The organism is Hymenobacter aerophilus DSM 13606, from assembly GCF_000382225.1.
Lineage (GTDB): Bacteria > Bacteroidota > Bacteroidia > Cytophagales > Hymenobacteraceae > Hymenobacter > Hymenobacter aerophilus.
In genome coordinates, this window is record NZ_KB907828.1 from 16,249 (window position 1) to 28,085 (window position 11,837).

Here is an 11,837-nt window from a genome sequence, read left to right on the forward strand (position 1 = left end):
GGGCAAAGCAAGCGCTACCATTCGGCCGCTCTGCCCCGTTCAGGCGGCTAGACCGTGTGCAGAATCACGTAGAGCGAGCCGGTCGAAATCACTACCCAGAGCAGAATGCCCAGCACGTAGGGCTTTATTCCCACCGAGCGCACCACCTTGGCCGAGAGGCCCGCGCCGATAAAGAACAGCGTCACCGTGAGGCCGATTTTGGCCAGATTCACCATCACCGGGCCCAGGGGCTTGGCGGCGGGAATAAAGGTGTTGACCAGCATGGCGGCGATGAAACCAAAGATGAAGTAGGGAATTTTCACCTTCACGCCCTTCTGCTTGAATAGCATGGCCGTGCCGATGGAAATTGGGATAATCCAGAGGGCGCGGGCCAGCTTCACGGTGGTGGCCACTTCCAGGGCCTGGTTGCCGTAGGCCGCCGCCGCCCCCACCACCGAAGAGGTGTCGTGGATGGCAATGGCGCACCACAGGCCGAACTGGTTCTGCGTCATGGCCAGGGCGTGGCCGATGGGCGGGAAGGCGAATAGGGCCACGGCATTGAGCACGAACACCGTGCCCAGCGCCACCGACATTTCCTCGTCCTTGGCCCGCAGCACCGGTCCGATGGCCGCGATGGCCGAGCCGCCGCAAATAGCGGTGCCGCACGAAATCAAATGCACCACGTGCTTGCCCAGCCCCAGCCACCGGCCCACCACCAGGCCCAGCAGCAGCGTGCCGAAGATGGACACCACCGTGAAAATGATGCCCTCCTTGCCGGCCTGCACCGCCGCGTGGGCATTCATGCCAAAGCCCAGCCCGATAACCGAGAACTGGAGCAGCTTGGCCGTGGCCTGCTTGGTTTGCGTGGTGAAGGGGTTGCCGATGGTTTGGGCCAGCAGCAGGCCCAGCGCCAGGGCAATGGGCGGCGAGGCCCAGGGCGTGAGGCAGAACACGAAGAACAGCACGAACACCACCTGCTTCAAGGTGAAGTCCTGCCCGAACACCACCCGGGGCGTGTGCAGGTGGCGGAAGAAGCCGGTGGTTTCGTTGAATTCGGGGGCGGCGGTTTCCCCGGCCGGGGCAGGGGCGGGCAGCGGGGTGGAAGCTTGAAGCGGCGTGGGCTGAACTGGGAGGGCCATGAGCGGGAGGGGTTTGTTTCTGAGGCAAATATACGGCGTTGCCCACCGATTGGATTATCCAATAGTATTATCCTGCATAACCAAAGGTTATTGATTGCCCGGGCCGAGCCAGGGTGGCGCGTCCGTTTTGCGTGGCCAAGCCGGCCGCCGCGAGGGCTGGAAACGCCAGCGGCCGGCTCGTACACCACGAGCCGGCCGCTGGACGGATGAACTACTGGCCTGAGGGCTTAGAAGCCGGTTTGCTCGTCCTTCAAATCGAATACGTCGCCGCCAGCGTAGCGCGGGTCGTCGAGGGCGTAGGCGGCGCGCTCTTCGGCGTCGCTGCCCCCCTCGGCTGCGGCAATGGCTTCGGGGTGCTGGTTTTGCTCGACGTGCCCGCGCTGCAAATTTGGGTCAGCAATAGCACCGGGTAGGCAGTATTGCTCGGTGGCTGAGGCATTTTTGCCGCGAAATTCGCTGAACTCGTCGGGGTTGTCGTTCGAGCCGTCGTTGGTCGGGGCCTGGTAGTGGCGGGGCGCGGTGGGGTCGGCGGGGTGGCCGAAGTCGCCGTAGTGCGGGGTGCCATCGTGGGCGGCCGGTTCGGCGGCGGGTTGCGCATCGGTTGGGGCGGGCTGCGGAGTGTTTTCCATGAGTATAAGCAAGTCGGGTGAAGATGGGCGAACCACCCGGTCCGCACTACGCTGCAATGGTACGTAAGCTGCTCATAAAGTGTTGCTTTCAGCGGATACAGAATAGTTATCCGGCATCACCATTTTTTATTTGCCCCCCTTCAGCTGCCCCTGCACGAAGCTCAGGAACCGCTGCGCCGGCCGGGCCAGTGGCTGCCCCTGCACCGATACCGCCTCAAACTGCCGGGCCAGGTGCAGCCCGGCAATGGGCATGATTTCGAGCAGCCCGGCCACCAGCTCGCGGTCCAGGGCCCGGCGCGACACGAAGCCCAGGGCGGTGGGCGCGGCTTCGAGGTAGCGCTTGATGGCCTCCGTATTGTCCAGGTAAATGGCCACGGGCAGGGCGCTGAGCTTGATGTGCTGCGCCCGCAGGGCAAATTCGAGGATTTCCAGCGTGCCCGAGCCCCGCTCGCGCAGCACCAGCGGGTGGGCCAGCGCCTCGGCCAGGGGCAGCGGCGCGGCGGGCGGGCCGCCGGGCGTGGTGCGGCGCACAGCCACCAGCTCGTCGGGCAGCAGCAGCTCGTAGTGCAGGTCGTGGCTCTTGGTGCGGCCCTCCACGAAGCCCAGGTCCAGCTCGCCGCGCAGCAGGGCCTCGGCAATGCGCTCGGAGTTGGCGTTCAGAAACGAGAGCTGCACCTGCGGGTAGCGGGCCTGGAAGGCGGGCAGCAGCCCCGGCAGCACGTACTGGGCCAGCGTGGTGCTGGCCCCCAGGCGCAGGCGGCCGGCGGCCTCGTCGGGGTCGCGCAGGCCCAGCAGCTGGTCTTCCAGCTGCTGCTGGGCGGCGGCGGCGGCCTCGGCGTGCGTGTGCAGCAGGCGGCCGGCTTCGGTGAGGGTCACGCGGTTGCCGCGCCGCTCCAGTAGGCGCTGGCCGTACTGCGCCTCCAGCTCCCGGATATGCTTGGTGACGGCCGGCTGGCTCACGAACAGCTCCTGCCCAGCTTTGGTGAAGCTCAGGTGCCGGGCCACGGCAGCAAATACGCGCAGACGGAAATCGGACATGGCGGCAAAGTACGCAGATGTGACATTTTGATATGGACAACTAAAGGTCGCGGGCGTAGACCGCCTGATTTGGGAAAAAATCAGCGGCACGCTCACAGCGCCCGGTGCTCACCGAGCGGCTGGCCACGTTGCGTGCCGGAGACACGGTGACTTTAGCCCGCCTGAACCGGCTGGGCCGCAACAGCGCCCACATCACGTAGGTGGTGGCCGCTCTGCACGCCCGGCAGGTCCGCTTCGTCGCTCTGGACCTAGTCATCGATACGGCCACCCCGGCCGGGCGGTCGGTCTTGTGCCTCTTCGCCGCGCTGGCTGGGTATGGCCGCGAGAGTATCCATGAGCGGGCGACGGCGGGCATGCGACCACCCACGCAAGCAGGCCCTTGCAAACGGCTGGTGCAGAACGTAATCGTCTGTTGGAATTGCCTTTGTCCCAACCAGTAGCTGCTTCATGCCCCGGCGGCCGAGCGCTAGTCCGTGGCAGATTGATGTGCTGCCAGCTCACGGGCGAGCTGGCAGCACATCAATCTGAACGGCGAGTTCGATTTCTCGGACGACGCCCTAAAAGATTCACTCCCCTTCGATTTGGAGGCCCTTTTTGCCTTCGACTGGGAGTTTCCTGCGGCCCCGCCCGTTTAACCTTTGTACCAAACTTTTAACCAAGGCCAAGGCTGCAGCGGACCAAACCGATTGGTCTGGGGCCGGTAGTACTGGCCCTTGGCAAAGCGAACCAGCAGGCCTTGCCGGCTCAACCGGCTCAGCGCCGCGGCCACCGCCCCGAACTCGGTGGGCTCCGTTACCAGATCGGCATAGGTCAGCAGCTCGCCCGGCGCAAAGGCCTCGACTTGCCGGCGGACTCGCTGCATGATGGATTGGGGCATAGCAAACAGAAATACGCAGAAGACAAATATACGAATTATGTCAAGTTTTTACATGTAAAAACTTGACATAATTTAAGCCTAGTCCGTTCCCGCCGGGGGGGTAGTTGCCGGCCTGCACCTCCGCCAAAACTACGGCCATGATGTCCTGCACGCGCTCGTTGAGCAAATCCGCGACCCGCAGCAGCTCACCAATCGTGCGGGTGGAGGGGTTAGCCTCACGCTGCTTGATGGTGCGATAGCTCATGCCCAGATGGTGCATCAGTTCGCGCTCGGTAAAACGGTAGTGGCTGTGGCGTAGCAGATCCGTAAAACGCCGAGGCGAAGCGGCAGGCGGGGCAGTGGGGGAAGGGAAGCTAGACACATAGGGGACTAATGCCCCTTGCTGCTAGTGGTGTACCAAGACAAGTCTGAACTGAGCAGCTAATACAACTTATTGTATGTCTACTTTTAAGTTATGATAAGCTTTACTTATCATAACTTATATTTACCCATGAAAAGAGTGGCCGTTTGACCCAGTTCCGACACCTATATATAAGGTGTACACCAACGGACGAATTGAACTCCCAAATTCAGTAGCCTACACGTACTCTATGCGCGAAGACCTTTCGATTGTTCCGGCGTCCACTGTTCCCCCCACGGTCAGTACCCAGTTGGCCCGGGCCTCGGCCAAAGTCGCCGGCTTCCTGGAGGTCGGCCTGCAGGGCGCGGCCAACACGGAGCGCGCGTATACCTCGGACTTGAAAAGCTACGTCGGCTTCTGCGAACGGCACGGGCTGCGGGCGCTGCCGGCCGACGTGGAAACGCTGACCGAGTACGTGGCCTACCTGGCGACGGAAAAACCAATCCCGGAACCCGGCACCGGGGGCCGTGGGGAAAAGAAGAAGCGCAAAGGCCAGCAGCCCCTCACCCGGCCCCATTCGCTGGCTACTATTAAGCGGCACTTGGCGGCCATCCGCAAAGCCCACCAGCTCGCCGGCCACCGGCTGCCGGCCACGCTCGATGCGCTCAACGTTGTGATGGAAGGCATTGCCCGCACCCTGGGCAAGCGCCAGGATCAGGCCCAGGCGTTTACCGTAGAGGAGCTAAAGCAGGCTATCCGCCGCATTGATCTGGAAACATCGGCCGGGCTACGGGACCGGGCGTTGCTGTTGTTGGGCTTTGCGGGAGCCTTTCGGCGCTCGGAACTGGTGGAACTAAACATTGAGCAACTGGAATTCACGGAGCGGGCCTTGCTGGTTCACCTAACCAAAAGCAAGACCAACCAGTACGGCGCGGTGGAGGATAAAGCCATTTTCTATGCCCCTACGATGGACTTCTGCCCGGTACGCTGCCTCCGGGCCTGGCTCAATCTGCTGGGCCGGACTACGGGGCCACTATTTGTCAAGATTCCGCGGGCCGCGGCGGGTCAGATGGCTGCTGCTTCGGAGAAACGGCTTTCCGACATCTCCATCAACAAACTGGTGCAAAAGCGGCTGGGGCTGGGTTACTCGGCCCACTCTCTACGTGTGTCCTTTGTAACGGTAGCTGTGCTCAACGGGCAGTCCCATAAGGCTATTAAGAACCAGACCAAGCAGAAGACAGATGCCATGATTGAGCGCTATACGCAGCTCAACAACGTGGTTTCTTATAATGCCGCGCAGGCGTTGGGACTGTAATTTGCAGAACACCACGTCGTAAATCAACCGCTTTTACGAGGCGAATTTTCCAGTGAAGCGCTCAACAGTTTCGTAAACAACCTATCTTAGCTCACTGCCCGCTTTCACTTGACTATCCCACTGGACCACCTTAGACCAGTGTGTTTCTTGGCTGTCAGAAGCGCTACCTATCGCTGTCGTATGATGCAATTAGTTAGTTGAGTCTATGTTCAGCCATAGCAACGACGGGCAAACTATTCATGGCACTTATATAAATTCAAGAAGTAGAGCACCGAAAATCAACTGTTAGCCAACTACTTAGTGAAGACAGTCGATTAAACCAGTTTTTGAAAGTGCAATTGTTAGTATGCGAATTTCTATCGACAAGCTGATAACTTCTATCCAAAATATCAAGGTGTTGCCCAATACCGCATTAGACGCGACTCTGGCAATCATGTCTACTTCCAGAATAAGTGCTCTGCCGGTAGTAGACGAAACGGAAACGCTGCAAGGGGTTATCACCGTCTACGGGATTATGCAAGTTTGGAAGGCTTCCCCTATGCCACTGAATAACTTAATTGCCAGCACGGCTATGGAGCAGACGCACAAGATGCGCCCCGAACCAGTAGCCATCGACGATGACCTGTATGACCACATTGACAATTTTATTTTATCAACGCATCACAGTTTATACATCATCAACAATAGAACAGAGCGTAAGGCGCTTGGTAAAGTGTCTAAGGTAGAGTTAATGGCCTATTTAGCAACGCTGGGAAAACCCTATATTCTTACTAAAGAAATAGAAGAAGGATTAAAAAAGGTTATTCGCCGCGCCTACCACGATGACAATGCTCTGAACGAGGCCATTGCCAACCTGAGCAACTCAACAAAAGATAATAATGGCAAAGCCTTAAAATTGATTAAAAAGCTCTGCGCAGATAAGGGTATTGTAATGCCAGACAATGAGTTAGAAAGCTATGCAAGAAAAGTCTTCCCAATCAAGCCTAATACTAGAACCCTGAAGGACTTAACTTTCTCCGAGCTGATGCAGCTAATTCAGAATCCAGCGGCCTGGGCGGAGATTGGACAAGCGTTTCAGCCTTACGATATGCCGGGCTGGACTAAGCGGGTACAACCCGTACTAGGTGCTCGCAACGATGCTTTCCATTTTAGAAAAGGCATCGACCAGCCCCTTATCGATGAATTGAACACCTACGCGGACTGGCAAGAAGTATGTAAAATTCCGGAGCGGGCCGAGCCCGCCGCGTTACTTGTCGAACTGCCTCATTCCGAGCAGGAAATTGCTGTTGGCCTGAGCAATTTTATTCAAGCACTCGAAGCCGGTAAGCCAACGAATGACAGTCCCATGTTTTCTATCGATACCATAAAGGGTACTATCAGTCTCAGCCTCCCCCCTGAAGCTGATACGGAAGTAGGGTGGTGGACGACGGATTCCAGCTACACTATGCAGTGGACTCAAAAAGGTTGGACCGTTGTAGATGTGGACCTGCCCGGCCAGCAAATAACTTTCGCGGTGGACGCACAACGATGAATATGATGAATACATTACTAAGCGCCTCGGCCTCGGAGATTGACTTTTGGTCTGACCAGCCAGCAGCTAAAGCGCAGCTACCTGAGGTAATTCGGCGACTCGTATTAGCCACTGCGCCCCGCCTGTCCCTGGTTGATTTCCCTGGTGGTAGCAGTGTTTATGAAGGTGGCTGGGACGGTATCACGCAAGATATCACAGGTACGGTATTCGTACCAGAGGGCACTGCAGGCTGGGAAATCGGCACCTCTCCCGTCACCTATGCGAAAGCAAAATCTGACTACGATAAGCGGACAGCCAAGTCGCTTGGGTTGGTGCCAGGCACCACCACATTCGTATTGGTGACTTCCCGGAACTGGCCGGCCCCGGCCAAGCGGCAGTTCGTATCGGACCGGCAGGCAGAGAAGATATGGAAGGAAGTCAGGGTATACGACGCCAAAGACCTTGAAGCTTGGCTGACTACTGCCCCAGCCGTCCACTATTGGTTTGCCCACCTGCTCGGCAAGCGCCCGGCCAACGTCACCGACTTAGAAACTTACTGGCTCGACTGGGCGGCTGAAACAACTCCCCCTACCCCGGCTGCCTTGCTTACGCTCGGCCGGCTGGGAATAGTACGAGAAATTCATACATGGCTTAAGGGACCCGAAAAATCCCTTGGCATACAGGCTGATTCGCGCTCCGAGGCTCTTGCCATGTTTGCGGCGGCCCTGCAGGAGCTACCCGAGAATGAGCGGCTAGGCTTCTTCGCCCGCTGCATAGTCGTGCATACAGTTGAGGCATGGCGTGAGTTGGTAGCCAGTTATTCCACGCTACTGCTGGTACCACTCTTCAATGACCATAGCGTTATCAGCAGCGCTCTGCGCCAAGGCCACCGTGTGGTGGTGCCGCTCGACCGAGCGGATACCAACTGGAAAAATGAAGCTCTCGAATTACCACGCCTGCCGCGCTTAGAAACTAGTGAGCTACTGCGGACGCTGGCCATCTCTCCGGAACGCGCCGATGCCCTAGCCGGTATCGCTCGCCGAAGCTTTGCCGCTTTCCGCCGGGCCTTGACGGAGCATGCCCACGGGGCCAAGCCTAAGTGGGTACATACTGCGCATCAGGATATCTTGATAGCCGCGCTACTAGTTGGTACTTGGGACGAGCAAAAAGAAGAGGATAAGGCCGTCGTGGTGTATGTAGCCGCAGCAGCAGATTATGCTCAGGTAAAGAGTCAGTTAGTGCAGTGGCTAGCCGTGCCCGACCCACCCGTGCGCCTAGTAGGAAGTACTTGGTTTATCGTGGATAAGGGGGACGTGTGGAGCTTGCTGGCTGCTCAGATTACACCTGAACAACTCGGGCGTTTCACGCAGACCACCATACACGTACTGGGCAGTATTCCTCCGCGCTATAATTTGCCGCGGGAAGAATGGTATCGCGCCAGCCTGCTTGATAAGGAACCGCCGTACTCTAGCAAGCTGCAGGAGAGCTTGGCGACCACGCTAGCCTTTCTCGGTTCTTTGGAAGACTTCCTCCCAGTGGCTGGTGAACCGGCCAGCCATATAGCCGACCAGTTGGTAAGCCAACTGCTACTCGCCGCTAATGCGGACTGGCGCATCTGGTCGGCGCTCGCTAACAATCTACAATGGCTAGCCGAAGCGGCCCCCGGTGCATTCCTTCAGGCGGTGCAGGATGGCCTGCGTGGGGAGTCACCGCCGGTTATGCAGCTGTTCGAAACTAGTCAGAATTTTTTCGGTCCCTCTACAGACTATCCAGGCCTGCTCTGGGCGCTGGAAACGCTTGCCTGGTCGCCAGACTACTTATTGCCCGTTACGCTACTACTGGGTGAACTCTCACGCCGGGCACCAGAGCCCCCGTTGGTTAACCGGCCTATCAATAGCCTACGCGAAGTCTTTTTACTTTGGTACCCACACACGGCGGCTTCCCTTGAGCAGAGGCTGCAGGTGCTGGACGTGCTGCAACAGCGAGAACCAGAGGTGGGAGACCAGTTACTGCGCACCCTGAGCCCGAAAGCGCACAGCGTAAGCTCCGGCACGAATAAGCCTCGGTGGCGCGATTGGGTACCCTCACGCAATGTAACCCGCCGCGAGGTATATGAGGCAACACTTGCCATTCAGGAACGACTGCTCCGCAACGCGCATCAGGATATTGACCGTTGGGAATCCATAATCGAAGATTTGCCTGAGGTGCCTTATGAGCAACAAGCTGAGGTTATAGCACAACTACGAGCCTTGAGCCAGGAAGTGCCGGCTGATGCTGACCGCATTCGCCTACGCGATAAAACCCGCGAAGTAGTCTCCCGGCACCGCTCGTTTGCGGATGCCGATTGGGCCATGCTACCAGCTAGGGTTGATGAGTTGGCCGCGGTCATGGAGCTGTTCGAGCCGGCTGACATTACTGCGAAGTATCTGTGGCTTTTTAACGATTGGCCCCTCCTGCCCGAAGGACGGGAAGGTGATACCCAAGCTTATCAGATACTAATTGGCGAGCGCCAGCGCCAGGCCCTCTACATAATTTATGAACAAGGAGGACTCGACGCGCTAGTTTCACTTATTCCGCTTGTAATAAGCCCTCAAACGCTCGGCCGGATTTTAGGGCAAACGGATATAGTTTCCGAAACGCAGGCGCTTTACATGCTTAGCGAGTACCTAAAAAGTGATACGGAGTCCGAAGCAGTTTTTGCCTTGGGATTAGGCGGCGCATTGATTAGCCTACGCACAGAAGTTGAACGGCACACCTGGGCAGAATCTGTGCTGGCTGCTCACGAGCCCGACTGGCCGGCGATTAAGCAAGCTGAGTGGCTACGCTTACTGCCCGCCAACCCCCGCACTTGGCAAGCAGTAAGTAGACTGGCTTCAGAAGGCCAGCAATACTACTGGGATTTCCTGCCTTACTTCTTTGTGAGCGATGAGGATACCGAACAAGGAATCAAGCTCTTCTTAGCCCATAATCATATTACTAAAGCAATCGAACTGCTAGGGCAGCGCATGTACCAAGGGCAGGTTGTATCTACTGACTTGGCGACAGAAGCGTTAGAGATGCTATTACGCGAGCGTCCAGCGCAGCGTCCAGCCTCGCATAAAGTAGATACCATTTTAGGGAAGCTAGCCGAAGCGTCAGACGCGGACCGGGAGCGTGTAATTAAGCTGGAATTTGCATTACTATCTGACTCATTCAGCCTACGTCAGAGTAAACGAACACCGCTCATCTTTCAGGAATTGAATGCAAATCCTGGCTTATTCGTGGACTTAGTAGCCCGCGTTTACCGGCCCAAGAACACGGAGCCCCGAGTACTCACTGAGGAAGAATCCAGGTTAAATATCGCCAGTTGGCGTTTATTAAATGCTTGGCGCGGAATACCTGGTACAGATAAAACAGGTCGTGTCGACCAGCAGCATTTAACGGATTGGGTAGCGTTAGCCCGTAAACTCCTATTGGCTAATGGGCGGGAGAAAATTGGGGACGAGCAGATTGGACAAATACTCAGTGGTTCGCCCATAGGTGCTGACGGGGCGTGGCCGCACGAAGCTGTACGGGCCTTACTGGAAAAAGTGGCTTCGCCCGACATAGAGCGCGGCTTCATGATTGGCCACTATAACAGCAGAGGTACAACTTCCCGTAGTCCCTACGAAGGTGGAGAGCAGGAAAGGGAACTAGTCAAACAGTATCTCAGCTATGCCGAAGTAGTAAAGACAACTTCTTACCGTACCGCTGAAATACTGCGTAAAATGGCGCAGAAATACGAGCGAGAGGCTGTTCAAGAAGATAATGAGGCCAGTTTAAACCAAGACTTGTATCAATGAAATTGGCGAAATTATGCTTCTTTTTTAGTTACTCTGTTATCAAATAATCTGCTATCAGATTAGCAATCTTACAGTTAAAGGGAGAGCATTCATTGCAAAAGCAGACCATCATCATGAATTTGAGCCGGCGCTTGCACACCAAGCGACATAAGTTATTGGTGTCTAAAGTACTATTGAGTAAGATACTAACACTAAGCGTCGAGTTCATAAGGGCTGTTAGATGAGGAATGAATCTGTTTTTTTTAAAACAGCAACGGCACGATATCTAAGGCGAATGCCTCATCGTTCACACGCGTTTCGTAGAGTTGAACAGATGGCAAACCGGCTGCCGCTGCCAATACTTCACTACGGTGCTGCGGAGAGATTTTACATCCCAAAATAACTTCCTTAATAACCTCAGGCCGAAACGACAACGTTTTGTTTGCACCGGCAGCCTTGCAAAGCCGGATTTCGCGCTCGTAAGCCCATAGGCTCGACTTAGTATTAAACACTCTCATTAGGTCCATAACAGCCAGTTGTGGTTGCGGCTCAGGCAACAGTATGGGGTATTCATCTTGGTAAGAAACCTCAGCAATGGTACAAGGAACATCCTCGAAAAGCAGACTAGTATCCATCCCAACCACAAAGCCGCTATGCGATTGGGCGTAGTGGGACCACATCAGAATATTGTCGCGCTCTAATGAGGCTGAAAATACGCCCAGGAAGCCACAGTTGGCTTCGTACTCGCCCCGATGTATAATTTCTAGCGCTTCCTTATCCCGAATCTTTTGAAAGGCGCGGTTTGCTGCTGCTACGCCCTCTTCATGCCCCGCGGTAGGGTTACCACCCTGAAAGCGTTGGTACAATAGCTGCTCCAATTCTCCATCAGAAAGCTTGTCATAACGTACCCGCAACCGCGAATCGAATGGGTCATTGAAATCGGCTGGCGATGAAAAGTAAAGCTCACACTGAGTCAGTAAATTGCGGTTGAAGGAACGGTCCCAATCGCGGTACTTATAAATTCGGTGTGGTAATTTAGCTGACGGAGATTTTTGCATGATTAGAGAAATGGCCTGATTGGTAAAAGCAGAGAAATGAGATGATTTAGCTAAGCTGGACAGAACTAGGGCATGTTTTGCAGGTGAATCTCAAAATAATTGGGCGCTCAGTGGCTAAGGTCTAAATTGAAATAATTAGAGAATAGATGACA

The 11,837-nt window shown here is 56.1% G+C and carries 9 protein-coding genes and 1 pseudogene; 4 read left to right on the forward strand and 6 right to left on the reverse strand.

The window, feature by feature from the left end; all coding sequences use genetic code 11:
* Window positions 1-47: 47 nt before the first annotated feature.
* From H145_RS0116285 to H145_RS0116295, 3 genes are all read right to left on the reverse strand, one after another.
* On the reverse strand, window positions 48-1,118 hold the full coding sequence (locus H145_RS0116285) for a YeiH family protein (RefSeq protein ID WP_019949223.1): 1,071 nt from the start codon (window positions 1,116-1,118) through the stop codon (window positions 48-50).
* A 227-nt stretch (window positions 1,119-1,345) separates the two neighbouring features.
* Window positions 1,346-1,747 (reverse strand): hypothetical protein, encoded by a 402-nt coding sequence (locus H145_RS0116290; RefSeq protein WP_019949224.1) that lies wholly within the window; start codon window positions 1,745-1,747, stop codon window positions 1,346-1,348.
* Window positions 1,748-1,873: 126 nt separating this feature from the next.
* A complete protein-coding gene (locus H145_RS0116295; RefSeq protein WP_019949225.1) occupies window positions 1,874-2,785 on the reverse strand; it encodes a LysR substrate-binding domain-containing protein in 912 nt (303 codons plus the stop codon).
* A 104-nt stretch (window positions 2,786-2,889) separates the two neighbouring features.
* Here H145_RS0116295 and H145_RS25075 point away from each other — a divergent pair.
* Window positions 2,890-3,225, forward strand: a pseudogene (locus tag H145_RS25075) (recombinase family protein).
* Window positions 3,226-3,416: 191 nt separating this feature from the next.
* Here the strand turns inward: H145_RS25075 and H145_RS0116305 are convergent.
* Both H145_RS0116305 and H145_RS0116310 read right to left on the reverse strand, forming a co-directional pair.
* Window positions 3,417-3,662, reverse strand: coding sequence for a hypothetical protein (locus H145_RS0116305; RefSeq protein WP_019949227.1), 246 nt, complete (start codon window positions 3,660-3,662; stop codon window positions 3,417-3,419).
* A 40-nt stretch (window positions 3,663-3,702) separates the two neighbouring features.
* Window positions 3,703-4,023, reverse strand: coding sequence for a helix-turn-helix domain-containing protein (locus H145_RS0116310; protein ID WP_157541697.1), 321 nt, complete (start codon window positions 4,021-4,023; stop codon window positions 3,703-3,705).
* Window positions 4,024-4,252: 229 nt separating this feature from the next.
* On the opposite strand from H145_RS0116310, the gene H145_RS0116315 reads away from it, so the two are divergent.
* The 3 genes from H145_RS0116315 to H145_RS0116325 all read left to right on the forward strand — a co-directional run bounded on the left by H145_RS0116315 (window position 4,253) and on the right by H145_RS0116325 (window position 10,648).
* On the forward strand, window positions 4,253-5,317 hold the full coding sequence (locus H145_RS0116315) for a tyrosine-type recombinase/integrase (protein ID WP_026351576.1): 1,065 nt from the start codon (window positions 4,253-4,255) through the stop codon (window positions 5,315-5,317).
* A gap of 346 nt (window positions 5,318-5,663) precedes the next feature.
* The gene (locus tag H145_RS0116320) at window positions 5,664-6,848 is read left to right on the forward strand and encodes a CBS domain-containing protein (RefSeq protein ID WP_019949230.1); all 1,185 of its coding nucleotides are present in this window, start codon (window positions 5,664-5,666) and stop codon (window positions 6,846-6,848) included.
* 2 nt (window positions 6,849-6,850) lie between these two features.
* On the forward strand, window positions 6,851-10,648 hold the full coding sequence (locus H145_RS0116325) for a hypothetical protein (RefSeq protein WP_033426366.1): 3,798 nt from the start codon (window positions 6,851-6,853) through the stop codon (window positions 10,646-10,648).
* A 242-nt stretch (window positions 10,649-10,890) separates the two neighbouring features.
* Here H145_RS0116325 and H145_RS0116330 read toward each other — a convergent pair whose 3' ends face one another.
* Window positions 10,891-11,685 carry a DUF2971 domain-containing protein gene (locus H145_RS0116330; protein WP_083937818.1) on the reverse strand — a complete coding sequence of 265 codons (795 nt, stop codon included), beginning with the start codon at window positions 11,683-11,685 and terminating at the stop codon, window positions 10,891-10,893.
* Between the last annotated feature and the right edge of the window lie 152 nt (window positions 11,686-11,837).

Bases quoted from the DNA above. Each gene is read 5' to 3' on its own strand.
- H145_RS0116285 (WP_019949223.1), bottom strand. From the start codon at position 1,118: ATGGCCCTCCCAGTTCAGCCCACGCCGCTTCAAGCTTCCACCCCGCTG.
- H145_RS0116290 (WP_019949224.1), bottom strand. From the start codon at position 1,747: ATGGAAAACACTCCGCAGCCCGCCCCAACCGATGCGCAACCCGCCGCC.
- H145_RS0116295 (WP_019949225.1), bottom strand. From the start codon at position 2,785: ATGTCCGATTTCCGTCTGCGCGTATTTGCTGCCGTGGCCCGGCACCTG.
- H145_RS0116305 (WP_019949227.1), bottom strand. From the start codon at position 3,662: ATGCCCCAATCCATCATGCAGCGAGTCCGCCGGCAAGTCGAGGCCTTT.
- H145_RS0116315 (WP_026351576.1), top strand. From the start codon at position 4,253: ATGCGCGAAGACCTTTCGATTGTTCCGGCGTCCACTGTTCCCCCCACG.
- H145_RS0116320 (WP_019949230.1), top strand. From the start codon at position 5,664: ATGCGAATTTCTATCGACAAGCTGATAACTTCTATCCAAAATATCAAG.
- H145_RS0116325 (WP_033426366.1), top strand. From the start codon at position 6,851: ATGATGAATACATTACTAAGCGCCTCGGCCTCGGAGATTGACTTTTGG.
- H145_RS0116330 (WP_083937818.1), bottom strand. From the start codon at position 11,685: ATGCAAAAATCTCCGTCAGCTAAATTACCACACCGAATTTATAAGTAC.